The 23,174-nt window shown below is 53.2% G+C and carries 23 protein-coding genes; 8 read left to right on the top strand and 15 right to left on the bottom strand.

Annotation, left to right across the window (positions count from 1 at the left end):
* Positions 1–46: 46 nt before the first annotated feature.
* The 4 genes from QQZ17_RS06940 to QQZ17_RS06955 all read right to left on the bottom strand — a co-directional run bounded on the left by QQZ17_RS06940 (position 47) and on the right by QQZ17_RS06955 (position 4,129).
* On the bottom strand, positions 47–766 hold the full coding sequence (locus QQZ17_RS06940) for a FadR/GntR family transcriptional regulator (RefSeq protein WP_178827004.1): 720 nt from the start codon (positions 764–766) through the stop codon (positions 47–49).
* 90 nt (positions 767–856) lie between these two features.
* Entirely contained in the window at positions 857–1,948 is a 1,092-nt protein-coding gene (gene idnD, locus QQZ17_RS06945; RefSeq protein WP_284554123.1) for an L-idonate 5-dehydrogenase, read from the bottom strand.
* Positions 1,917–3,278 carry an MFS transporter gene (locus tag QQZ17_RS06950; RefSeq protein ID WP_284554124.1) on the bottom strand — a complete coding sequence of 454 codons (1,362 nt, stop codon included), beginning with the start codon at positions 3,276–3,278 and terminating at the stop codon, positions 1,917–1,919. The genes idnD and QQZ17_RS06950 overlap by 32 nt, the downstream gene beginning before the upstream one ends.
* 83 nt (positions 3,279–3,361) lie before the next feature.
* Positions 3,362–4,129 (bottom strand): SDR family oxidoreductase, encoded by a 768-nt coding sequence (locus QQZ17_RS06955; protein WP_284554125.1) that lies wholly within the window; start codon positions 4,127–4,129, stop codon positions 3,362–3,364.
* A 337-nt stretch (positions 4,130–4,466) separates the two neighbouring features.
* On the opposite strand from QQZ17_RS06955, the gene QQZ17_RS06960 reads away from it, so the two are divergent.
* Positions 4,467–5,720: an enolase C-terminal domain-like protein gene (locus QQZ17_RS06960; RefSeq protein ID WP_284554126.1), complete on the top strand. Its 1,254-nt coding sequence runs from the start codon at positions 4,467–4,469 to the stop codon at positions 5,718–5,720.
* Positions 5,721–5,923: 203 nt separating this feature from the next.
* Here QQZ17_RS06960 and QQZ17_RS06965 read toward each other — a convergent pair whose 3' ends face one another.
* On the bottom strand, positions 5,924–6,289 hold the full coding sequence (locus tag QQZ17_RS06965) for a hypothetical protein (protein ID WP_152404714.1): 366 nt from the start codon (positions 6,287–6,289) through the stop codon (positions 5,924–5,926).
* A gap of 91 nt (positions 6,290–6,380) precedes the next feature.
* Between QQZ17_RS06965 and tam the strand changes: the two genes are divergently transcribed.
* A complete protein-coding gene (tam, locus tag QQZ17_RS06970) occupies positions 6,381–7,139 on the top strand; it encodes a trans-aconitate 2-methyltransferase (protein WP_152406332.1) in 759 nt (252 codons plus the stop codon).
* Positions 7,140–7,209: 70 nt separating this feature from the next.
* On the opposite strand, the gene QQZ17_RS06975 is transcribed toward tam, so the two are convergent.
* The 8 genes from QQZ17_RS06975 to sad form a co-directional block, all read right to left on the bottom strand.
* Positions 7,210–8,124: a bestrophin family protein gene (locus QQZ17_RS06975; RefSeq protein ID WP_187696663.1), complete on the bottom strand. Its 915-nt coding sequence runs from the start codon at positions 8,122–8,124 to the stop codon at positions 7,210–7,212.
* A 206-nt stretch (positions 8,125–8,330) separates the two neighbouring features.
* The gene (locus tag QQZ17_RS06980) at positions 8,331–9,782 is read right to left on the bottom strand and encodes a tagaturonate reductase (protein WP_152404718.1); all 1,452 of its coding nucleotides are present in this window, start codon (positions 9,780–9,782) and stop codon (positions 8,331–8,333) included.
* A 106-nt stretch (positions 9,783–9,888) separates the two neighbouring features.
* Complete coding sequence (locus QQZ17_RS06985; RefSeq protein WP_152404720.1) at positions 9,889–10,416, bottom strand: GNAT family N-acetyltransferase; 528 nt, start codon at positions 10,414–10,416, stop codon at positions 9,889–9,891.
* Between the two features lie 75 nt (positions 10,417–10,491).
* Complete coding sequence (locus QQZ17_RS06990) at positions 10,492–11,928, bottom strand: GGDEF domain-containing protein (protein WP_152404722.1); 1,437 nt, start codon at positions 11,926–11,928, stop codon at positions 10,492–10,494.
* Positions 11,929–12,121: 193 nt separating this feature from the next.
* Positions 12,122–12,481: a DUF4186 domain-containing protein gene (locus tag QQZ17_RS06995; protein ID WP_152404724.1), complete on the bottom strand. Its 360-nt coding sequence runs from the start codon at positions 12,479–12,481 to the stop codon at positions 12,122–12,124.
* Entirely contained in the window at positions 12,481–13,407 is a 927-nt protein-coding gene (gene glsB / locus QQZ17_RS07000) for a glutaminase B (protein WP_152404726.1), read from the bottom strand. Before glsB ends, QQZ17_RS06995 begins: the two co-directional genes overlap by 1 nt.
* A 63-nt stretch (positions 13,408–13,470) precedes the next feature.
* Positions 13,471–15,060 (bottom strand): methyl-accepting chemotaxis protein, encoded by a 1,590-nt coding sequence (locus QQZ17_RS07005; RefSeq protein ID WP_152404728.1) that lies wholly within the window; start codon positions 15,058–15,060, stop codon positions 13,471–13,473.
* A gap of 101 nt (positions 15,061–15,161) precedes the next feature.
* Positions 15,162–16,550, bottom strand: coding sequence for a succinate-semialdehyde dehydrogenase (gene sad, locus QQZ17_RS07010; RefSeq protein WP_152404730.1), 1,389 nt, complete (start codon positions 16,548–16,550; stop codon positions 15,162–15,164).
* A gap of 99 nt (positions 16,551–16,649) precedes the next feature.
* Between sad and ptrR the strand changes: the two genes are divergently transcribed.
* Positions 16,650–17,510: a putrescine utilization regulator PtrR gene (ptrR, locus tag QQZ17_RS07015; protein ID WP_152404732.1), complete on the top strand. Its 861-nt coding sequence runs from the start codon at positions 16,650–16,652 to the stop codon at positions 17,508–17,510.
* Positions 17,511–17,604: 94 nt separating this feature from the next.
* Positions 17,605–18,801, top strand: a complete 1,197-nt coding sequence (locus QQZ17_RS07020; protein WP_152404734.1) for a sugar transporter — start codon at positions 17,605–17,607, stop codon at positions 18,799–18,801.
* 33 nt (positions 18,802–18,834) lie between these two features.
* Here the strand turns inward: QQZ17_RS07020 and QQZ17_RS07025 are convergent, their stop codons facing one another.
* On the bottom strand, positions 18,835–19,497 hold the full coding sequence (locus tag QQZ17_RS07025; RefSeq protein WP_152404736.1) for a MarC family NAAT transporter: 663 nt from the start codon (positions 19,495–19,497) through the stop codon (positions 18,835–18,837).
* 258 nt (positions 19,498–19,755) lie between these two features.
* Between QQZ17_RS07025 and marR the strand changes: the two genes are divergently transcribed.
* From marR to marB, 3 genes are read left to right on the top strand one after another with little or no spacing between them, the layout of a single operon-like run.
* Complete coding sequence (marR, locus tag QQZ17_RS07030) at positions 19,756–20,190, top strand: multiple antibiotic resistance transcriptional regulator MarR (protein WP_046480788.1); 435 nt, start codon at positions 19,756–19,758, stop codon at positions 20,188–20,190.
* A gap of 19 nt (positions 20,191–20,209) precedes the next feature.
* Positions 20,210–20,590: an MDR efflux pump AcrAB transcriptional activator MarA gene (marA, locus tag QQZ17_RS07035; protein ID WP_152404738.1), complete on the top strand. Its 381-nt coding sequence runs from the start codon at positions 20,210–20,212 to the stop codon at positions 20,588–20,590.
* A gap of 33 nt (positions 20,591–20,623) precedes the next feature.
* Positions 20,624–20,842, top strand: coding sequence for a multiple antibiotic resistance protein MarB (gene marB, locus QQZ17_RS07040; protein ID WP_152404740.1), 219 nt, complete (start codon positions 20,624–20,626; stop codon positions 20,840–20,842).
* 33 nt (positions 20,843–20,875) lie between these two features.
* Here marB and eamA read toward each other — a convergent pair whose 3' ends face one another.
* Complete coding sequence (eamA, locus tag QQZ17_RS07045; protein ID WP_152404742.1) at positions 20,876–21,775, bottom strand: O-acetylserine/cysteine exporter; 900 nt, start codon at positions 21,773–21,775, stop codon at positions 20,876–20,878.
* 196 nt (positions 21,776–21,971) lie between these two features.
* Here eamA and ydeE point away from each other — a divergent pair, with 196 nt between their 5' ends.
* A complete protein-coding gene (gene ydeE / locus QQZ17_RS07050) occupies positions 21,972–23,159 on the top strand; it encodes an efflux MFS transporter YdeE (RefSeq protein ID WP_152404744.1) in 1,188 nt (395 codons plus the stop codon).
* The last annotated feature ends 15 nt before the right edge of the window (positions 23,160–23,174 follow it).

Raw genomic sequence — 23,174 nt, forward strand, 5'->3', positions numbered from 1 at the left:
TCGCCTGGCTGAATGGTTAGCGCCAAAGTGCATACCCTGACGGTTGTCACTTCGTTCCGGATGTCTCTGTCGATTTCATTTTTTCGATGGCAACAATATTGTCCGACATCGCTTCGTTGAGGACTTCTACGGCCGTGCTGGCATCGCGGTTCTTAATCGACATATAAACTTTGATGTGGGCTTCCACGCTCTCAAGGGTGATCCCCAGCGCACGGTTAAGCTCTTCAAGGTAGTAGTAATAGATGTCTTTAATTGAGTACATTACGTTGTAAAACACGCTGTTGTGCGAGGCCCTGACAATCGCCAGATGAAATGCGTAGTCCGCTTCCGAGTATTTCTTGTAGTCGCCCTTGTTGATCAGCATATTGTCCAGCGCGTCGCCGAGTTCACGGATGTCGTCATCAGTGGCGTGTGCGACGGCGAGTTCCACGCATTTAAACTCCACAGTCTGACGGAAAATCATCATATCGTGAAACTCTTCGCGGCTGAGGTGCATGATTGGGCGGGGATCGTTACTTAACATCTGCGGGGTGAAGTTTTCGCTGACGTAGCTGCCGCTGCCCTGACGTGTCACCACAATCCCCAGGTCGCGAAAACGTTGTACCGCGCTGCGAACGCTGACCCGGCTGACGTTAAATGAGGCGGTCATCTCCGCTTCTGAAGGCAGACGGCTACCCGGCGCCCAACTGCCGTCCAGCAGTTTACCGCTTATCTGATCATAAATTTCATTTACAACATTTTGTTTTTGAATGGATTTTATGCTCAAGATGGGTATCCGCTACGATGTCGCTCAGGTTTTTCATTGTATAACATTTCACTTTTAAGAACAAAGCGCCCAATCGGGCGCTTCACTCCGTTAATCAAAGCGAATGAGTACCTTAGCAGAGACATTCTTGTCTGTGGCGGTAATCAGGGCATCCTCGATTTGCTGGGGAGGAAACTCTGCGCTAATGAGAGGACGAGGATCAACACGCCCGTCTTCCAGCCAGCGGACCGCAGTCACGAATTCGCCGATAAAGCGGAATGAACCTACCCAGTTGATCTCTTTGACAAGCATGGATGAGACCGGCCAACTGACCGGGCTTGCTCCCATCCCTACCTGGACAATGGTTCCGGCAGGACGAGTGAAATCCACGGTTGATGCCACGGCGCTCGGTGCGCCAGAGGCCTCAAACACAACGTCGAAATAACCTTTATGTTGCTGATAATCCGCTACCTGCTCTTCATCTCGTGGATCCATCGTGGCAGTTGCCCCCATCTGACGTGCCAGTTCCAGGCAGCGCGGACTGAGATCGGAGGCCACCAGTTCAGACGCGCCAGCACTGCGCGCAGCGGCAAGAATCAGACAACCAATGGGACCCGCGCCTATCACCAGTACGCGTTTTCCGGTCAACTGCCCTGCCACTTTTACCGCGTGAATAGCGACCGCCAGCGGTTCTGAAAAAGCCATCACGTTCGCAGGAATGCGGCTATCGTACGGAACACATTGCTCCGGTTTCACCACCACAAATTCAGAAAAACCGCCATTCACATGAGGATTGAACTGCGCACTGCCCATAAATCGCATCGATCCACACAGGTTTTGATGACCGGAAAGGCACATTTCGCACTGATTACAAGGGCTGGATGGATTCACCGCAACCGCCTGACCGACAGTCAGATTGCTTCCTGCCGGGACTTTGCTGACCACGCCGACAAACTCATGACCAATCACCATGGGGTGTTTGAGAATCGACATCCCTGCCCGACCATGCTGGTAGTAGTGAATATCAGAGCCACAGATACCGCCACAGGCCACCTTCACAACAACGTCATTTTCTCCATGTTCTATTTCGCGTGATTCAAAACGTACGTCTTTTTCCGCATGGGCCAGGCAAGCGTTACAGGTTATTTTTTCCATTTTCATCATGACCTCATTATTTGTTGGCAGTTGCCGGATTAATTGCATTCTTATCCACGGTGTCGGCATTCTTTTTTTCGGGAACGATCACCTCAATTTTTCCGACCAGGAAAATGTAGGCTAATAAGCCCAGCCCGGCGATGCCTGCGATATACCACATGGCATACTGGAAATTTTGTGTGCGCTGGAGAATAACCCCAATGACAATAGGACTCACGATCCCCGAAAGATTACCGCAAATATTTAAAAATCCCCCCATGGTGCCGAGGAAATTACGCGGAATGACATCACTCCAGACAACCCAACCCAGATTGGAAAAAGCATTAGCAAAGAACGCGATTGACAGAATTACAATCGCAATGACCGGTTGGTCTTCAAAGAAATTGACCAGACCAATAATCATCGTGACACACAGTCCTGCCATCACCGGTAATTTTCGGGCCAGCGTTCTGGATTTACCCTTCTTAAGCAGCATATCGCTTAAAGTGCCGGCGCAGAGAACACCAAACATCGCCATAATATAGGGCAGCATGGCACCAATACCGGCTTTAGAAATTGAGAGGTGCAGCCCTTTCTCCAGGTAGACAATAAACCAGGTCAGGAAAAAATAGAGTGTGGACGAGCAGGCAAACTGAGTAATGAACAGTCCCCAGATAGTCTTTTTGCTCAGAAAGAATTTAATGTCATGCCAGCTGATTTTCTCGCTAACGGTGGACTGGTTGGCTGAACCATAGCCACCGCCCGCTTTAATGTAGTCCAGTTCAGCCTGGTTCACGGAGGTGCTGTGTTGCGGATCGCGATAATACAATAACCAGTAGATACCGAACAGAATCCCCGCGCCGCCAGACAGGTAGAAAGACATCTCCCAACCGTAATTGGCCACAATGAAGGAGAGTGCCGGCGTCAGTAAGGCCAGCCCGATATATTGTGCGCTGGAGTAAATCGCGGTGGCACGTGCGCGTTCATGATCCGGGAACCAGGTGGCAATTATTTTCGTATTGGATGGGAAAGACGGCGCTTCAGCAACACCGATTAATGCGCGACAGGCCAGCAACATCGCAAATGACGCCGTCGCTGTTGCGAATAAATGATGCGAAGCAAATCCCATCATAAAGGTAAAAATACTCCACAGAATAATCGCGCCACCGTAAAGAATTCGTGAGCCAATGCGATCAAGGACATAGCCGACAGGAATTTGACTGGCAGCATAGGCCCAGGTAAACATGGAGAAAAGCAAACCCAATTGGGTTGGTGTCAGACTGAAGTCATTCTGGATATTCGTTCCCGCAACGGCAAGATTGGCGCGATCCATATAATTAATTGCAGTCACAATAAACAGCAATGTGAGAATAAAGAGTCGTGATCTTGAAGCCTTCATAATAATACCTGTGTTATATCGGCATGCTGAGTAATAAACACATGCCGTGAATTTTAAAGGCGAGTCATTAGAGTACTTACGGCTTACAGTACGGCGAGCCAGCCACCATCAACATAAATAATTTGCCCGTTGATGTAATCAGATGCTTTAGAGGATAAGAAGACAGCGGTACCGATTAACTCTTCCGGACGGCCCCAACGCTGAGAGGGGTTACTGCTTTTCACCCAACTGTCGAACTGCTTGTCCTCGATAAGCGCCGTATTCATGTCTGTCAGAATGTAACCCGGCCCAATGGCATTGGTCTGGATATTAAACTGCGCCCATTCGGCTGCCATCGAGCAGGTGAGCATTTTGATCCCCCCTTTCGCCGCGGTGTACGGGGCAACGGTCGGACGGGCCGCCTGACTGGTGAGGGAACCGATATTAATAATTTTGCCGCCACTGTTACGCGCAATCATCCGTTTCGCCGCCGCGCGGGAGACCAGAAACGCGCTGGTCAGGTTGGTATCGATAACCTTCTGCCAGTTTTCCAGCTCCAGTTCGACCATCGGTTTACGGTACTGGATGCCAGCGTTATTGATCAGGATATCGACATCGATTCCCTGTGCATCCAGTTTGCTGAAGGCGGCCTCAATGGCGTGTTCATCGGTAACGTCAAACGCCACCCCGTGCGCGTCGTAGCCTTTGCTTGCCAGTGAATCCACCGACTCTGCCAGCAGTGCATCGCGAATATCATTCAGAATGACCCGGGCACCCGCAGCGGCAAGCCCCTCCGCGTAGGCAAACCCCAGCCCACGCGCAGATCCTGTTACCAGTGCCGTTTTCCCCGTTAAGTCAAATAAAGCGCTCATGTTGTTTTCTCCCTCGATTAATTTGTATGACGACTATCTTATTTAAGGTTGAATTTTCACTTGGATAAAATCAACAACCCGCCCATGAATTTGCAACAAAGATCACAAACAGTTGCGATTCGCATCACTTCAAATCATTATATATCATGTAGTTAAATGAAATTAAAAATTCAGAATCACAGGCAATTTGATCATCGTCACAGAATGGCACTTTCAATATCGCGCGCTAAAAGAAGCGTGATATAACAACATCAAGTTGTAGGACAACTTACAAATAAGGGTCATGTTATTTTTAACAGTATGACATGCCGTAAATACGCTGAGTTGAGGAGTGAAAGTGAGTAACCTGAAAATTACCAATGTAAAAACGATTCTAACGGCGCCCGGCGGAATTGACCTGGCGGTCGTTAAGATTGAGACCAACGAGCCGGGACTGTATGGTCTGGGATGCGCAACATTTACCCAACGTATCTTCGCGGTAAAAAGTGCGATCGATGAGTACATGGCCCCTTTTCTGATGGGTAAAGATCCGACGCGTATTGAAGATATCTGGCAGTCGGGTGCGGTGAGCGGTTACTGGCGCAATGGACCTGTCATGAACAATGCGTTGTCCGGTGTGGACATGGCGCTGTGGGATATCAAGGGTAAACTGGCGGGCATGCCGGTTTACGACCTGCTGGGTGGCAAATGTCGCGATGGGATCCCCCTGTACTGCCACACCGATGGTGGCGATGAAGTCGAAGTGGAAGATAACATCCGCGCCAGAATGGAAGAAGGCTACCAGTATGTTCGCTGTCAGATGGGCATGTACGGCGGCGCAGGGACCGACGACCTCAAACTGATCGCCACACAACTGGCGCGTGCGAAGAACATTCAGCCGAAGCGTTCACCGCGTAGTAAAACGGCCGGTATCTATTTTGATCCGGACGCCTACGCAAAAAGCGTTCCGCGCCTGTTCGAGCATTTGCGTAACAAACTCGGCTTTGGTATCGAATTTATCCATGATGTGCATGAGCGCGTGACGCCGGTGACCGCGGTTAATCTGGCAAAAACGCTCGAACAGTATCAGCTATTTTATCTTGAAGATCCGGTCGCACCGGAAAATATCGACTGGCTTAAAATGCTGCGCCAGCAGTCTTCAACACCGATTTCTATGGGTGAGCTGTTTGTGAATGTGAATGAGTGGAAGCCGCTCATCGATAACAAACTGATCGACTATATTCGCTGCCACGTGAGCACCATCGGCGGGATTACGCCAGCGAAGAAACTCGCCGTCTACAGCGAACTGAACGGCGTACGTACTGCATGGCACGGGCCAGGAGACATCTCCCCGGTCGGGGTCAGCGCTAATATGCATCTTGATTTGAGCTCGCCGAACTTTGGCATTCAGGAGTACACGCCAATGAACGACGCGCTGCGCGATGTCTTCCCTGGCTGCCCGGAGATAGACCAGGGTTATGCGTACCTGAACGATAAGCCGGGGCTGGGTATCGATATCGATGAAGCCAAAGCAGCAAAATATCCGTGCGAGGGAGGGATCCCGTCCTGGACAATGGCGCGTACGCCTGACGGTACGGCCTCAAGACCGTAAATCCGTAAATCCGTAAATAATGATGACCCGGTTGATGATTGCCGGGTCGTTTTAACTGTCTTTCAACCTCTGCTCATCGCATGACATCTACTCTCCCTTCTTCAATGTATAGCGTTTAGATATACATTTGCTACGGTCTCTGGCCCATACCGCCGCAATGCCGCCGAATCAGTTCCCGTAGTGGTACGTCCTGTACGGCTGACTCACCAGGCTTCTGGCTCTCTTAGCATATGGACGATGTTGCACGGATTCATGATCCAGCCGCCGTTGAAGCCGTCGGGTAACGGCTCTACTGCATCACAGCGTACGACGCCGCATTGTTCGGCGTATTCTTCTGCGGCACTGAAATGGGGCGTGAATAATTCCAGCCAGAGTTCAGCCTGACTGAGTCCCGGCGCTTCATCAATCCAGAGTTTGTTCGGTCCGAGTTCGAATCCGACCGCTGGCGGCTTATCGGTAATTTCAGGCAGCTCAATAATGTTCCGATAAAAATCAATCGTCTGTTGATACTGATGTGATGGCACCTTCATCGCGATGTCTATACCACCTCTGATATCTGGTTTATTCATAAGGAATTTCCTTACCGATGGCGGGCAATACTAAACTAGTATAGTTCATACGGTGTGCCCGCTTAGCTAACCCATCACAGGAGAATTGATGATGTCCGACTGGAATCCGGCGCTATATATGCAGTACGGTGCAGAACGCTCAAGACCCGCCGCTGAGCTGCTGGCCAGAATTCAACTTGAGCATGTCTCTTCTGTGGTGGATTTGGGTTGCGGGCCCGGTAACAGTACGGCGTTACTGCAACAGCGCTGGCCTGGCGCGAGTATTACCGGCGTGGATACCTCCCCGGCGATGCTGGATGAGGCGCGAAATGCCTTGCCTAATTGTCATTTCGTTGAAGCAGACATTCGTCAGTTTCAGCCCGTTACGCCGCCCGATGTCATTTACGCAAATGCCTCACTGCAGTGGATCCCCGATCATTATGAGTTATTTCCCCGGCTGGTCGCCCTGCTTAAAGATAATGGCATTCTGGCCGTTCAAATGCCGGATAACATGCTTGAGCCTTCGCATGTGCTGATGCGGGAGGTGGCTTATGAACAGGATTATCCAAATCGTGGTCGCGACGCCCTGCCCGGCGTTCACGCGTATTACGACATTCTGAGCGAGGCTGGATGCGACGTGGACATCTGGCGCACGACCTATTATCACAAAATGCGTTCGCATCAGGCGATCATTGACTGGGTCAGCGCGACGGGATTGCGCCCCTGGCTGCAGGATCTGAATGCACACGAACAGCAACAATTTCTGAATCGCTATCATCAACTGCTACAGGAGCAATACCCGCTGCAGGAAGATGGCCAGATACTGCTGGCATTTCCCCGCCTGTTTATGGTTGCGCGTCGCCAGTCCTGATCTCAGTCTCTCAGTGTACTGACCGCTTTCCTGGCGGCCAGTTTTGCTTCCTGTTTCGGTCTGTCACTCTTTACGTCAACTGGTAGTGTTTGTCCGGCATCCGTTTCGGCGGAATGGCCGATTCATCATTCATCTGCAAGAGGTCAATTTCGATAGCGTTGCAAATGGCATCAAGGGGCAAATCATTATTTTCGGTGCCGAATGGATCCTCCAGCTCTTCTGCCAGCGCGTCCAGAGAAATAAAAGTGTAGGAGATGAGTACCGAAATAAAGGGAGTCATGTAGTGCAGGTCAACCACCAGGGCAAAAGGCAGCATGATGCAAAACAGATAAACCGTACGATGGAGGATCAGCGTATAGGCAAACGGCACGGGCGTATTGGCAATTCTTTCGCATCCGGCAAGCACGGCGGACATGTCGTTTAACCGATTGTTCAGACTATGAAATAAGATATCCGATAGCTGTCCGTCGCGTCGACGCGTCGCCAGCCATTCCCCCATCATCAGCAAAATTCGGTTTGCCGGAGAGTGAGCAGCAAACACGCGCTGCAGATCTTCCGCGCTAAGATACTTCGCTATCGGCCCAGCCTGTGGTTTGCGCCGCAGCGTCATGCGCAGGCAGTGAGCAAAGGCGATTTGTAGGCGGACAAACTGCCCTACCTCGCGGTCATCCGGTAAAACCGTTTTGACCTCCCGCAGCAACGAACGGGAAGCGATCATCAGTTGCCCCCAGAGTTGACGCGCCTCGACATAACGGGAGTAACAGGCGTTATTGCGAAAGCCCAAAAAGATAGCGATCGCCACGCCGAGTATGCTAAACGGTGCGAGAGTAAATTTGATGCCCAGCATCGTGTACCACGGCAGCAGGACGATCACGGCAATAGACAGCAGGAAATTGAGCAGTAAACGAGAAGAGATTTTTGCTAACACGGAACCATGCCAGACGAATATCAGGCGTAACCAGTGCTGTTGTGGACGAACGATCATGACGGTGTTCTGGAAAGAGACGAATCTGACCATTAAACGTGATCTGGATCAAACATTCAAGCGAGTTAAAAGTGACATTGTCACTGGCTTAATGCTGGACGGGCTCTTTTCAGCGCAGGACTTACAGACGGGATAATTAGTTAACTACATTGTATGTTGTAACTACATAGTTCTGCTAAGAAACCCGGCCTTAGCCGGGTCCTGTATTAGCACAGCGGTTTCACCGCTTCGCGCATTCCCTTCGTCAGAATGGCATCGAGATCGGCCGTCACCTGCTCAACCAGCCCCGCCACCTTCGTCAGGTCTTGCTCCCAGTGCGCTTCTACTGCCAGAACGTTACTCACCAGTTGCTGAGTACCGATCTGGCGATCGCCATGCTGGCTCCAGAGCTGTTGGAAACGGGTTAGCCAGTGCGCATCATCCTGAACCGGATAAGATTCCCCGTTACGCTCACCGCGATAAAACGCAATCAGCGCGGCTAAGGCGAATGTCAGACGAGCCGGCAGTTTGCCGTTCGCCTTCTGCCCTGCCAGTAACTGCGGGAGAATACGGGTACGGAATTTGGTCATCCCGTTTAGCGCAATCGACAGCAACTGATGCTTGATGTACGGGTTGCGGAAACGTCCGGTTACCGCGCTGGCAAATGATTCCAGTTCATCACGCGGCAGATCGAGAACCGGGATGATCTCGTCATAAATCGCTTTTTCAACAAAGGCGCAGATCTCTGCGTCATTCATCGCCTCGCCGACCGTATCCAGTCCGGCCTGGAATGCCACCGGCACCAGCGCGGTGTGTGCACCGTTGAGGATGGCGACTTTGCGCTCTTTATACGGTTTGATATCGTCGACAATCAAAACGTTAAGCGGATATTTGTCGAGACGCAGTTCTGCGGCCAGTGATTTCGGCCCCTGAATGACAAACAGATAGAAGTGTTCGGCGGTATCGAGGAAACCATCGTGATAGCCAAGGTCAGCTTCCAGCTGCGCCGCTTCATCGCGCGGGTAACCGGTGACGATACGGTCCACCAGCGTAGAACAGAAGACGTTTGCCCGATCCAGCCAGGTAATAAATGCCGCAGGCAGCGCCCACTCCTGCGCATAGCGCAGCACCAGTTCACGCAGCGCATCACCATTATAATCAATCAGTTCGCAAGGGATGATAATCCAGCCTTTATCCTGCGCGCCGTTGAAATGGCTGTAGCGTTCGAACAGCAGACGCGTCAGTTTCGCCGGATAACTTACCGCCGGCGCATCATCAAATTTATCGCCAGCGTGATAGCTGATGCCCGCTTCCGTGGTGTTAGAGAACACAAAACGCATCTCAGGATTGTGCGCCAGTTTCAGGAACGCATCGTAATCACCGTAAACGCTGATTTCACGATTCACTGAACGAATCAGGCGGGCATCGCTGACGGCTTCTCCCTGTTCATTCAGACCACGAATGATTGTGGTGTAGAGGCCATCCTGTGTACTGAGTGACGGTGGGAATGTGCTTTCAATAGGTCGAACAATGACCACACCAGAATTCAGATCGGTATGTTCATTCAGGAGATCTACTTGCCAGTCAACAAAGGCGCGAAGGAAGTTACCTTCACCAAACTGAATAATGCGTTCAGGATAGTGAGCACCGGGAAAATCGCGACGGTTAAGTGTTTTCACAATGGGTTCCCTTTCGATTAGTCATACAACCTGATTAAATTGGTAGAACAGGTTAGCAAAACTTTACGAGAGTAAAACCCTGTTTTGATCAATTCATGACGACTATTTATAGAGATTTATAGAAAATCGTGGTGCCGGTCAGCTTTCCATCAGGCATCAGCGCATAGTTCGGGATCTCACCCGCTTTGAGCCAGCCACAAGAGTGGTAGAACAACTCAGCATCGCTTCCCGTTGCCGTATCCAGCACCAGCTGTGTTTTGTGCTGTTGTGCTGCGCTCGCTTCCAGCGCCATCATGAGCTGGCGGGCAAGTCCCTGACGACGGGCGCTGGAGTGAACGAGAAGTTTCGCGACGTCCGCGCGATGAGGTTGATTTTCCGGTTGCTGGACAATGAGTTGAACCGTACCGACAATTACGCCAGAAGCGTTGTCGACCGCAAGAACGACGCGCTCTCCTCTACTCACGCTTTGCGCGACGCCATGCCAGAACGCACGCGCTTTTGACGGTTCAAACGGTAAAACAAAACTGACCGATGCGCCGCGCGTCACGCAGTCGATCAGGACGTCACAGAGCTCATCAATTCTTGCCTCGATGGCTCCTACGTCCAGCACATAACAGGGTTTTGATGGGGGCATGTTGTCTCCTTAAATTGAGACAACACCATGCACTTAACATTGTGATAACACAACGGGGAATAACATAGGATATTGTTATGCCAGATCGCTTTCGGTAAAGACTGCACTGCCGGACCGGCGGTCGCTGGTACGATTTCGGCCTTCGTTCTTCGAACGGTAGAGGCACTCATCCGCTTCAACCATCAATTTGTTAAATACGTCCGTCAGCAAATGGGGGCCGATACTGCCGTTCCCCAGGCCAATGCTCACCGTCATATAGATGTTCTGCTGGTTCCAGGTGAAGGGTTGCTGCGCCACCGCTTTACGGATGTTTTCCGCCAGAAGCATTCCCTCTTCAGGGTGCGTCGAAGGTACCACGACGACAAACTCTTCCCCTCCCATACGCGCCACCAGTCCCCGGTCACCGACAATCTGCTGAATACGCTGCGCAAACACGCTCAGCACCAGATCGCCACATTCATGGCCGAAGTTGTCATTGATGCTCTTGAAATAGTCGATATCCAGCAGCATGACGGTAATATGCTGTGAGCGCGGATATTCCTGCCGCTTCAGCGCTTCATAGAGTCCGGAACGGGAATAGACCTGGGTGAGAAAATCGAAATCGGCGCGCAGGGAAACCTGCTTCATCAAGGAATTAATCGCCGCTACGCTGACTGAAACCATAATGGGACAAATCGCCATCGTGGCAATTCCCAGTCGTGCAGAGAACATCTGCGGCGTAGACAATGGCGACTCCACCGCGATATTGATAATCGAATTTGCCACCAGCACGATTTCAACGGCACCGGTAAGAAAGGTCAGCAGACAGGTGACCTGCGGCGTATAACGTACCGCACACCAGATCAGCGCCGGCAGCGGAAAAGCCAGGCTTCCGGCACCGCCAATAATGACCGACGCCAGTACCGAGATAATTAACGCCGCCACCGGCATCAGTTGTTCAGGCTTAAAGCGTTTGACCGCACCGGGAATACCCAGCGTCAGCATACAGGGCACAATCAGCACCCCTGTCGAAAATTGTTCGCTAAACCAGTCAGCAACCAGCGGCCAGAATGAAAGTCGGTCGATGCCAACGGACCCCATCGCCCCCAATATTGCGCAGAGCAGCGCCGCTACCAGACAGTAATTAAATAAACGTAAGGCACTGATGGGCTCATATTTATTTTTCCCCAGTCGTTTATCGCGGATCACCAGTTGGGCGACAACCACGATAAACACCATGTTGGAGAGATTAATGACAAGCGACACCCAACCCCATTCGGTGGTGATCGCATCATAACCCAACATCGCAACGTAGCTGACGGCATAATAATGCAGTTTATTAAGCCAGACATAGCGGGCAAAAACCCCGGCGATCACGCCGTTTAGCGGCCAGAACAGAGAAAGTTCATGCACCAGACGCAGTTCCGCACCAATAAAGTAGAACAGTGTCGTTAAAGCAAAAATAGCGCTGGCGTTACGCAGTGGATGGCCTTCCTGAAACAACCGGAAAGACGGAATGTGGAGTGCGTGCATTAAATATCTATCCATATAATTGCCGTTGGCAATTATCTCTGGGTAATGATTATATTATTTAAGAGAATAGCATGAATTATTCTCAAAGATAGTCATCCCCCGCTGCGTTAACCTATTATTTTGTTAAATCCCCCACCATTAACCCTGGTTATTAAATGGGTATTTTCAGGGGGCGGTTGTAACCATTTAATTATTACTGTTTATTCATTTGGATAACTAACCAGTGATGGATAACAGCGACCACATACCGTTGTTGCTCATCGCTCAGCGGCTGTCCCTGCGCGATATTATGCCATTTAGCAAGACAACCGCGACAGCAGGTCGCCGTGGCGTGCTGGGCGATAAACACCGGATGACCGCGCATCGGCGTTTGCTTGCCATCATTGACAGGCATCGCCGGAGCAAGCCGCTGCGCCACAAAATCCGCAGCATGCCTGTCGATAACCTCAGCCCCTTTATCCCAGCAATACTGTCTCTCTTTTGTTCCCAGACGAAAACGGGAACGAAACGTTGAGCGCGACAGACGGGCAAAAAGTGGATCAAACGAGTTCATCAGTACACTGAGCGTCCTAATCGTTGAGTGAGTTGTTCCAGAACCGCAATGCCTGCCAGCGAATTACCGGTTGGATCCAGTTCCGGGCTCCAGACGGCGATCGCCATCTCATGCGGCACAATCGCGACAATTCCCCCACCAACGCCCGACTTCGCGGGTAAACCAACGCGCCACGCAAACTCTCCGGCGTTCTGATACATTCCGCTGGTCGCCATCAGCGCATTGATCTGTCGCGCCTGCATCGGCGTCACCACGGGCTCATCGAGATGAAACGCTTTTCCCTGGTTAGCAAGAAAGACAAAGGTCTTCGCCAGCTCCACACAGCTCATTTTCAGCGCGCAGTAATGAAAATAGTTTTGCAGGACCGTCGTGACGTCATGGTGAAAATTGCCGAAGGATTTCATCAGCCAGGCGATGGCGGCATTGCGGGCGGAATGTTCGAACTCCGAACGGGCCACCACCGCATCATAAGCGATATCGGCCACGCCGCTCAGCGCCCGCACGACTTCCAGCATACGTTGACGCGGTGCGCTGAGTCGTCCCTGCAACATGTCGCAGACGACCAGCGCCCCGGCATTAATAAACGGATTGCGCGGGATGCCGTGTTCCATTTCTAACTGTACCAGCGAGTTAAACGGCGAGCCGGACGGATCTTTCCCCACCCGTTGCCAGATCTCATCCTCTGAATAGTGACGCATCGCCACCACCAGACTGAGCACCTTCGAAATCGACTGAATGGAAAAGCGTTCTGTCGCATCTCCGGCATGCCAGAGCTGTCCCTCCACGGTGCAAATCGCAATACCCAGTCGGGAACCCTCAACCGAAGCAAGCGCAGGAATATAATCCGCCACGTTGCCCTGACCAATCAGCGGGCGAACCTCTGTCAGAATGGTCTCTAAAATTGAATTGTCCAGGGTGATTGCCACACCACACTCCTTGCCTGCCGGTCTGAAAAGGGCTGCGAGTATAGCAGAGCTAAATACCTCGCGTCAGGCCGGAAGACGGAATCTCGCCACGGCGTGAATCAACTGATGCGATTCATTATGCAACTGCCGTGAAGAGGCCGATGCGGTATCCACCAGCTCGCGGGTGTCGCGGGCAACCAGATTCAGCGCCTGCAACTGACGCGTCATCTGGTGGATTCGGGTTCCCTGATGCAGCGTTGCGGCTGAGATATCATTCAGCGAGGCGCCCAAATTCTCCACCAGTGCGATCACCTGTTGCAGATTTTCTTCCAGATGCGTCACCGCACTCGACCCTTCTTCTATTCCCTGCAATGAATGATAGATCAGCGCCTGAATATCCTGCGTAGACTGACTGCTCTTGCGCGCCAGCAGCCCCACTTCTTTTGCCACCACCGCAAAGCCGCGTCCTTGCTCACCGGCATGGGCGGCTTCAATGGCCGCGTTCAGCGCCAGGATGTTGGTCTGGAAGGCGACGTTATCAATCAGCGCAATAATCCCGCGCATCTCTGCCGATCGCGTCACGATCGCCTGCATCGAACGATTCACCGTGTCCATCATTCTGTCACCGCCAGCCGCAATGGTACGGGCTTCTTCCGCACGCTGATTCGCCAGTTGGGCAAACCCGCTGTTATCTTCAACGTGCGTTTCCAGCACAGAAATATGCGAGGTAACGTTATTCAGCTCCTCGTTCTGTTTTTCGGACTGTTGATACAGGCGCGTATTGTTCTGCGCCAGCCTTTCGATATTGTCGGCCATCGCCGTGGTCGCCTTGCTGACCTGTCGGACTAACTCGCGCAGTCCCTGCTGCATCGAACCGATACGCACGTGGAGTTGCGACACTTCCCGGTTCGCCCCGGACACTGCGGGAAGCGGTTGTGAAAGATCGCCAGCCGCCAGAATGTCGATGAACGCTATCAGCCGACGCAGCGGAGAAATGACCCAGCGCGACATCCCCCACCAGACCGCAACCGCAATAGCCAGCAGCACCCCCGGCAGTACCAAAAACAGATGCTGGAGATCCAACAGGCGATCCAGCAACTGCTGCCGTCCGCTTTCCCGCGCCTGCGCGCTGACCTTTTGCACTCTGGCATAGTTATCATTGAAGTCGGCCTGAAATGCCTGAATGGGCACGGCGAAGAACGCATCAATCGACTGCGTCTGGCTTAATCCTGCCACTTGTTCCTGAATGCCGCCGCTAAAGCGCTGATAGCTGTCGACCAGCCCGTCGTCCGCCTGCGGGTTCATCTCGCGCCACGCCTGCCATGCGGTTGTCGACTGGGTTAACGCCTGTCGGGCTTCGTCGATCAGCGGCTGCCAGCTTCCTTCAGAACCCGTGGCGGCGTCCTGCATAAAGTAGACCCCCGCCCGGTTGAGCAGATCGCTGGCCGTCAGTAGCGCAATCCGCGCCTCTTCGACCTTTGTCTGCTGACGCAACGCCAGTTGGTTACGCTGTTCATTTTCCCGGGCCTGGCTAACTGAAAATGACAGCATCAGTGACGAGGTCAGTTGCAGTACGGAAAACAACGCAATGATGCAAAAAATCCCGGTCAACAGGCCAAACTGCTGCGGTAAAAAACGGCGCGCCTGGCGACGTAAAGTTTGAGTTAAGTTCATAATATTCTTCAGTATCAACACGTTAATCGCGAGTCTACGAAGCGTAAATGACAAAACTATGGCGGAAATGTGACAAGACGCCCCGCAGGGCGTCAGAAAGATCAGCGTCGGTTCTTCCAGACGGTCTGCACGTTACAAAATTCATGCAGGCCAAAGTGCGAGAGCTCGCGACCAAAACCGCTCTTCTTCACGCCACCAAACGCGACCCGGGCATCGCTGGCGCTAAAACCGTTAATGAAGACACCGCCGCATTCCAGACGCGCAGCCATCTCCTGTGCACGGGCTTCATCGGCGGTAAAGAGGGTTGCGGACAGACCAAAATCACTGCAGTTTGCCAGTTCCAGCGCGTGTTCGGCACTCTTCGCCACGCCGATCGCCGCAACCGGCCCGAAGAGTTCCTCACGAAACGCGGTCATCTCTGGGGTCACATTCGCCAGCACGGTGACCGGATAATAGCTCCCACCGGTGGAAGGCTTCTCGCCGCCAAGCAATAGCTGAGCGCCTTCGGCGATCGTAGCCAGCACCTGCTGGTGCAATTCATCGCGCAGATCGGCACGCGCCATTGGGCCGAGTTCAGTCTCCTCCGCCAGCGGATCGCCCTGCTTCAGCGCGCCCGCTGCCGCCACAAAGCGCTCGATAAAGCGCTCCGCGATCCCCTCTTCGAGGATAAAGCGTTTCGCCGCCGCGCAAACCTGTCCGCTATTCTGATAGCGCCCGGCCACTGCCGCCTTCACCGCCAGATCCAGATCGGCATCGTTAAGCACAATAAACGGATCGGAACCGCCCAACTCCAGCACGCATTTTTTCAGCGCCGCACCGGCCTGAGCGCCAATGGCCGCCCCGGCTCGCACGCTGCCGGTCACCGTAACCGCCGCAATTCGCGGATCCTGAATCAGCGTACTGACGCCCTGATTATCCGCATTCAGCCAGCCGTAAACGCCAGCGGGGATCGCAGCGTCGGCAAAGACCTGGCTTATTATCTGCGCACAGCCAGTGACGTTGGGTGCAGGCTTGAGCAAATACCCATTCCCGGCCAGTAAAATCGGCACCGCACCACGCAGTACCTGCCACAAAGGAAAATTCCACGGCATGACCGCCAGCACGGTGCCTAAGGGACGATACTCAATCACCGCCTGATGGTTTTCCACCTGTGTCGGTTCGGCGGCCAGCATCGCCGGACCGTGTTCCGCATACCAGTCGCACAGCGCCGCCGATTTGGCGACCTCCGCATGCGCCTGCTTAATGGGTTTGCCCATCTCGCGGGTAATGCACTGCGCCATCTCTTCGCCACGCGCACGTAAGGCCTCGCCGATGTCGCGTAATTTCTGCGCCCGATGCGCTGGCGTCGTCAGTTTCCAGCCGCGCAATCCCGCAGCAGCACGCTGTAGCGCCTGCTCGATTTCCTGAGCCGTAGACCACGGCAGCGCCGAAAGGTGTTCGCCATTATGCGGGTTGGTGGAAATGGCATGGGTTGCCGATGAAATCGTCATACTGTCTCTCCGTGGTTCTTGATGTCATCATCATGGACGCGTTTACTCTTTCCGAAAAATGAATAATATTAACGAAACTATTCACTATGAGAGAATGCTATGGATCTGACCCAACTAGAGATGTTTAACGCGGTTGCCGAAACGGGCAGCATCACCCAGGCGGCGGCGAAGGTGCATCGCGTCCCTTCCAATCTCACCACCCGTATTCGCCAACTGGAGGCGGACCTCGGCGTCGATCTGTTTATTCGTGAGAACCAGCGACTGCGACTTTCTCCCGCCGGGCATAACTTTCTGCGCTACAGTCAGCAGATCCTTGCGCTGGTTGACGAGGCGCGGATGGTCGTCGCTGGTGATGAACCCCAGGGATTATTCTCACTGGGTGCGCTGGAGAGTACGGCAGCCGTGCGTATTCCGGCCACGCTTGCCCGCTACAATCAGCGCTACCCCAAAATCCAGTTCTCCCTGGCGACCGGCCCTTCTGGCACGATGCTGGACGGCGTGCTTGAGGGTCATCTCAACGCCGCCTTTGTTGACGGCCCGATTACTCACCCCGGTCTTGAAGGGATGCCGGTGTATCAGGAAGAGATGATGGTGGTCACTCCGCACGGCCATGCGCCGGTAACTCGCGCCAGCGAGGTCAACGGCAGCAATATTTACGCCTTTCGCGCCAACTGCTCTTACCGCCGCCACTTCGAAAGCTGGTTTCATGCCGATCGGGCGATGCCGGGCACAATCCACGAAATGGAGTCCTATCACGGTATGCTGGCCTGTGTGATTGCTGGAGCCGGTATCGCGCTGATCCCCCGCTCGATGCTTGAAAGTATGCCCGGACATCAGCAGGTCGAAGCTTGGCCATTGGCCGAGAACTGGCACTGGCTGACCACATGGCTGGTCTGGCGACGCGGTACGATGATGCGACAGTTGGAAGCGTTCATTGAGCTGTTAGCTGAGCAGGAATGAAAACGAGATCTGAGTCACAAAACGGTTGTCTTTTCATCAGCAAACGTTTTAAGATCCCCTTCTCTCCTTTTTCGCAACGAACCGATTCATTTTTATGACAACTCAAACGGTCTCCCGCAAAGTCGCATGGTTACGGGTCGTTACGCTGGCTATTGCTGCGTTTATTTTCAATACCACAGAATTTGTCCCTGTGGGCCTGCTCTCCGATATCGCGCAGAGTTTTAACATGCAGACCGCGCAGGTCGGGATCATGCTGACGATCTACGCCTGGGTTGTCGCGCTGATGTCCCTGCCGTTCATGCTGCTGACCAGCCAGGTTGAGCGGCGTAACTTGCTGATTTGCCTGTTTGCACTGTTTATCGTCAGCCATGTGCTCTCATTCCTGGCGTGGAACTTTACCGTGCTGGTGATAAGCCGTATCGGGATTGCCTTTGCTCATGCAATCTTCTGGTCGATTACCGCCTCACTAGCGATCCGCCTTGCCCCAGCGGGCAAACGCGCTCAGGCACTAAGTTTACTTGCCACCGGAACAGCGCTGGCGATGGTGCTGGGCTTACCGCTCGGGCGCATTGTCGGCCAGTATTTTGGCTGGCGAACCACGTTCTTCGCTATCGGGATGGGAGCGCTAATCACCCTGATTTGCCTGATCAAACTGCTGCCAAAATTACCAAGCGAACACTCGGGTTCGCTGAAAAGTCTGCCACTGCTGTTCCGTCGTCCGGCGCTGATGAGCCTCTACCTGTTGACGGTCGTGGTGGTGACAGCGCACTACACCGCGTACAGCTACATCGAACCGTTTGTGCAGACCGTTGCCGGGCTAAGCGCCAATTTCGCCACCGTACTGTTACTGGTACTGGGCGGTGCAGGCATTATCGGCAGCGTTATCTTTGGTAAGCTTGGCAATCGCCACGCTTCGGCGCTCATTACCGTTGCCATTGCACTGCTGCTGGCCTGCCTGATGCTGCTGTTACCTGCCGCGGACAGTGAATCTCATCTGGCGGTCCTGAGTATCTTCTGGGGAATTGCCATCATGGTCATTGGCCTGGGAATGCAGGTAAAAGTCCTCGCGCTGGCCCCGGACGCCACGGATGTAGCGATGGCGCTGTTCTCCGGCATTTTCAATATTGGTATTGGCGCAGGCGCGCTGGTGGGAAATCAGGTGAGTCTGCACTGGTCGATGTCAACGATTGGTTATGTGGGCGCCATTCCTGCCCTCGCTGCGCTTATCTGGTCAGTGATTATTTTTCGTAAATGGCCAGTCTCACTGGAAGAGCAGCCACAGCATTCCTGACAGACGGCCCGGTCACGACGACCGGGCTTTTTTTCAGTAGGTTTTAATAATTTCCAGCACGCCGTTAATAATAAACTGCACGCCCATACAGACCAGCAGAAAGCCCATCAGGCGGGAAATGGCTTCAATACCGCCCTTACCCACCAGACGCATAATCGCCCCGGAACTGCGTAAACATCCCCACAGGATCACCGCCACCAGCGCAAAGATGATCGGCGGCGCGACGGTAATCACCCAGCCAGGAAAATCCGTTCCGTGACGCACCGTTGAGGCGGAGCTGATGATCATCGCTATGGTTCCCGGCCCCGCCGTGCTTGGCATCGCCAGCGGCACAAAGGCAATATTGGCGGTCGGCTCGTCTTCCAGTTCTTCCGACTTACTCCGCGCCTCAGGCGAATCATGCGCTTTCTGCTGCGGAAATAGCATACGGAAACCGATAAACGCCACAATTAAGCCCCCGGCGATGCGCAGGCCTGGAATGGAGATGCCGAAGGTATTCATCACCAGCTGGCCCGCATAGTAGGCCACCATCATGATGGCGAACACGTAAACCGAAGCCATAAGCGACTGGTGATTGCGTTCCGCACTGTTCATATTCCCGGCAAGGCCGAGAAACAGCGCGATGGTTGTCAATGGATTTGCCAGAGGAAGAATCACCACCAGCCCCAGTCCTATTGCTTTAAACAAATCCATCATATTGACTGCCATTCCTGTTTAACCCTGTGTTAGCGGCAAGTATAAGTGTAAAACCATGAAGTTAGCCATTCTGGCGCTGTAAGGATTCGTTATCGGTAAGAAGCATAACCGGTAATTATCATTAATTAAATAAAGTGTGACGCAAGGCGCATCTTTTCCCTTTTAGCAATTCGTGTGATCGGTAAATCCATTCGTTTGACTTATAGTTGCCTGGGCAATATTATCTGCCGTAACTAAATACTTGCCAGGGCAACCATTGTGAAAAGCACCAGTGACTTATTCAATGAAATCATCCCACTGGGGCGCTTGATCTACATGGTCAATCAGAAAAAAGATCGTCTGTTGAACGACTATCTCTCACCGCTGGATATCACAGCAGCACAGTTTAAAGTGCTCTGCTCTATCCGCTGTGCGGGCTGCATTACCCCGGTTGAACTGAAAAAAGTGCTGTCTGTCGATCTCGGTGCCTTGACGCGCATGCTCGATCGTCTGGTCTGCAAAGGCTGGATTGACAGACTTCCTAACCCGAATGACAAGCGCGGCGTACTGGTGAAACTCACCGAGCACGGCGCGGCAATTTGTGAGCAATGTCATCAATTAGTAGGACAAGACCTGCACCAGGAATTAACAAAAAACTTAACGGCGGACGAAGTGGCAACGCTTGAGCATTTGCTTAAGAAAGTCCTGCCGTAAAACAAGAAGAGGTATGACGATGTCCAGACGCAATACTGACGCTATCACCATTCATAGCATTTTGGACTGGATCGAAGATAACCTGGAATCGCCGCTCTCACTGGAAAAAGTGTCTGAGCGTTCAGGTTACTCCAAATGGCACCTGCAACGGATGTTCAAAAAAGAGACCGGCCATTCATTAGGCCAATACATCCGCAGCCGTAAAATGACCGAAATAGCGCAAAAATTAAAAGAAAGTAACGAGCCGATTTTATATCTGGCGGAACGTTACGGTTTCGAGTCGCAGCAGACGCTGACCCGGACGTTCAAAAACTATTTCGACGTTCCGCCGCATAAATTCCGTATTACCAATATGCACGGCGAATCGCGCTATTTGCTTCCGCTGAATCATTGTAACTAACTATCGCCTGTAAACGACGTAATCGAGGAAATCATGAAACTGTTGTCTTCTGCAATGCTGGCCCTGCTGCTTGTTGTCTCAGGTCAGAGCGTTGCGGAACAATCCGCGCAGCCCACCACGACGAACAGTCGTGACACGATGATTGTCCCCACCTCTCTGGAACAGTCGCCGTTTGATTTTAACCATATGGGCGCGGGAAGCGATAAGTCCGACGAACTGGGCGTGCCTTATTACAACCGGCACCGCCTGTGATTCGTTTTTGCCCTGCTCATGCAGGGCTTTTTTTTACCCTCTCACCTGCGCCGTTTTGCGCCAGCGAAAGCCAAACACGTTGATGTACAGACCCGCCATAATCAGCACCGCACCAAACAATTGCAGCGCGCTCAGCGTTTCGTCGAGCAGCAGCGCTGCGCTTGCCAGTCCCACCACCGGCACCAGCAGAGAGAGCGGCGCGACACGCCAGGTTTCATAACGACCAAGCAGCGTTCCCCAGATCCCGTAGCCGACAATTGTGGCGACAAAGGCCAGATAGACCAGCGATAAGATCGTTGTCAGATCGATGGCGATAAGGCTTTGCACGATTTGCGCCGCGCCGTCGAGAAACAGCGAGGCGGCAAAGAACGGCAGTATCGGGATCAGCGCGCTCCAGACCACCAGCGACATCACCGGCGGGCGCGAGGCATGACCCATTATTTTTTTGTTGAAGATATTGCCGCAGGCCCAGCTGAATGCCGCCGCCAGCGTCAGCATAAAGCCGAGCAGCGCCACATGCTGCCCATTGAGACTGCCTTCAATCAGCACCAGCACGCCAAAGACAGCGAGCGCAATCCCGGCAATTTGTTTACCCTGCAAACGTTCGCCAAAGGCAAATGCCCCGAGCACGATGGTGAAGAAGGCCTGCGCCTGCAACACCAGCGACGCCAGCCCTGCCGGCATGCCGAATTTGATCGCGCAAAACAGAAAGGCAAACTGACCGAAGCTTATCGTCAGGCCGTAACCGAGCAGCAGCGAAAGCGGAATACGCGGACGCGCAACAAAGAATATCGCCGGAAATGCCACCAGTAAAAAGCGTAACCCCGCCAGCATCAGCGGCGGCATCGCGTGCAGTCCGACCTTAATGACGACAAAATTCAGCCCCCATACCACCACCACCAGTAATGCCAACAGCCCGTCTTTGCGCGTCATACCACGGCTCCGCGAAGTTTAAATTTTTGTAAACAAGTTAAAGTAGCGGAAATCCCTTCCCCGTAACAGATCATAAATTCTGGTAGGGATAACAGTGCACAATAGAACAATTTATCCGCTATACATCACAATTTTGCCGTGCTATTCCTTTACATATCTAAAAAAAACATAACGAATCGCACTGTCGGGCAGATAAATGAACAAGACTTTGAGACGATCCACCCTCGCTTTACTCGCCTCCTCACTGTTGTTGACGATCGGTCGCGGCGCAACGCTGCCCTTCATGACCATTTATCTGAATCGCCAGTACGACCTGGGCGTGGATCTGATCGGCTATGCCATGACCATCGCGCTGACCATCGGCGTGGTCTTTAGCCTCGGTTTTGGCATTCTGGCGGATAAGTTCGACAAGAAGCGCTACATGCTGCTGGCAATTTCCGCCTTTGCCTTTGGCTTTATCGCCATTCCACTGGTGCATAACGTGGTGCTGGTGGTACTGCTCTTTGCCCTGATTAATTGCGCATACTCGGTGTTCGCCACCGTGCTGAAAGCATGGTTTGCCGACCATCTCTCACCCGGCGCGAAGGCGAAAATCTTCTCACTGAACTATACGGTGCTGAATATCGGCTGGACGGTGGGCCCACCGCTGGGCACGCTGCTGGTGATGCAGAGCATCAACTTGCCCTTCTGGCTCGCGGCAATCTGCTCCGCCTTTCCGCTGGTGTTTATCCAACTGCTGGTCAAGCGCTCTGTCGCCGCCGTCGACGGCGAAAACAGCGTCGCCTGGTCGCCTTCCGTGCTGCTGCATGATAAAGCGCTGTTCTGGTTTACGCTGTCAGCGTTTCTGGCCTCGTTTGTGAGCGGCGCGTTTGCATCCTGCCTCTCCCAGTACGTTATGGTCGTTGCCGACGGCAACTTCGCGGAGAAAGTGGTGGCAGTGGTGTTACCCGTTAACGCCGCGGTGGTCGTCAGCTTGCAGTACGCACTGGGACGCAGACTGACGCCGGGAAACATTCGCCCTCTGATGGCCTTTGGCACGGTCTGTTTTGTCATTGGCCTCGGCGGGTTCATGATCTCCGGCAACAGCCTGCTGTTATGGGGTGTATCCGCCGCGATCTTTACCCTTGGCGAAGTGATCTACGCGCCAGGTGAGTACATGCTGATCGACAACATCGCCCCTTCGGGCATGAAGGCCAGCTATTTCTCCGCGCAGTCGCTGGGCTGGTTGGGGGCGGCGGTTAACCCGCTGGCCAGCGGCGTTATTCTGACCTCTTTCCCCGCGTGGACGCTGTTCGTCGTCCTGATGATAGCGATTATTGCCGCGTGGGCGCTGATGCTTAAAGGCATGCGCGCCAGGCCCTGGGGCCAGGCGGCGCTGTGCTGATCCGATGTCGTGCAG

It is taken from the genome of Citrobacter sp. T1.2D-1 (assembly GCF_950098555.1).
In the GTDB taxonomy this organism is placed as follows: domain Bacteria; phylum Pseudomonadota; class Gammaproteobacteria; order Enterobacterales; family Enterobacteriaceae; genus Citrobacter_A; species Citrobacter_A telavivensis.

Excerpts from the sequence above, each read along its gene's own strand:
- idnD (WP_284554123.1), bottom strand. The coding sequence starts at position 1,948 with ATGCAATTAATCCGGCAACTGCCAACAAATAATGAGGTCATGATGAAA.
- QQZ17_RS06950 (WP_284554124.1), bottom strand. The coding sequence starts at position 3,278 with ATGAAGGCTTCAAGATCACGACTCTTTATTCTCACATTGCTGTTTATT.
- QQZ17_RS06955 (WP_284554125.1), bottom strand. The coding sequence starts at position 4,129 with ATGAGCGCTTTATTTGACTTAACGGGGAAAACGGCACTGGTAACAGGA.
- QQZ17_RS06965 (WP_152404714.1), bottom strand. The coding sequence starts at position 6,289 with ATGAATAAACCAGATATCAGAGGTGGTATAGACATCGCGATGAAGGTG.
- tam (WP_152406332.1), top strand. The coding sequence starts at position 6,381 with ATGTCCGACTGGAATCCGGCGCTATATATGCAGTACGGTGCAGAACGC.
- QQZ17_RS06975 (WP_187696663.1), bottom strand. The coding sequence starts at position 8,124 with ATGATCGTTCGTCCACAACAGCACTGGTTACGCCTGATATTCGTCTGG.
- QQZ17_RS06985 (WP_152404720.1), bottom strand. The coding sequence starts at position 10,416 with ATGCCCCCATCAAAACCCTGTTATGTGCTGGACGTAGGAGCCATCGAG.
- QQZ17_RS06990 (WP_152404722.1), bottom strand. The coding sequence starts at position 11,928 with ATGCACGCACTCCACATTCCGTCTTTCCGGTTGTTTCAGGAAGGCCAT.
- QQZ17_RS06995 (WP_152404724.1), bottom strand. The coding sequence starts at position 12,481 with ATGAACTCGTTTGATCCACTTTTTGCCCGTCTGTCGCGCTCAACGTTT.
- QQZ17_RS07005 (WP_152404728.1), bottom strand. The coding sequence starts at position 15,060 with ATGAACTTAACTCAAACTTTACGTCGCCAGGCGCGCCGTTTTTTACCG.
- sad (WP_152404730.1), bottom strand. The coding sequence starts at position 16,550 with ATGACGATTTCATCGGCAACCCATGCCATTTCCACCAACCCGCATAAT.
- ptrR (WP_152404732.1), top strand. The coding sequence starts at position 16,650 with ATGGATCTGACCCAACTAGAGATGTTTAACGCGGTTGCCGAAACGGGC.
- QQZ17_RS07020 (WP_152404734.1), top strand. The coding sequence starts at position 17,605 with ATGACAACTCAAACGGTCTCCCGCAAAGTCGCATGGTTACGGGTCGTT.
- QQZ17_RS07025 (WP_152404736.1), bottom strand. The coding sequence starts at position 19,497 with ATGATGGATTTGTTTAAAGCAATAGGACTGGGGCTGGTGGTGATTCTT.
- marA (WP_152404738.1), top strand. The coding sequence starts at position 20,210 with ATGTCCAGACGCAATACTGACGCTATCACCATTCATAGCATTTTGGAC.
- marB (WP_152404740.1), top strand. The coding sequence starts at position 20,624 with ATGAAACTGTTGTCTTCTGCAATGCTGGCCCTGCTGCTTGTTGTCTCA.
- eamA (WP_152404742.1), bottom strand. The coding sequence starts at position 21,775 with ATGACGCGCAAAGACGGGCTGTTGGCATTACTGGTGGTGGTGGTATGG.
- ydeE (WP_152404744.1), top strand. The coding sequence starts at position 21,972 with ATGAACAAGACTTTGAGACGATCCACCCTCGCTTTACTCGCCTCCTCA.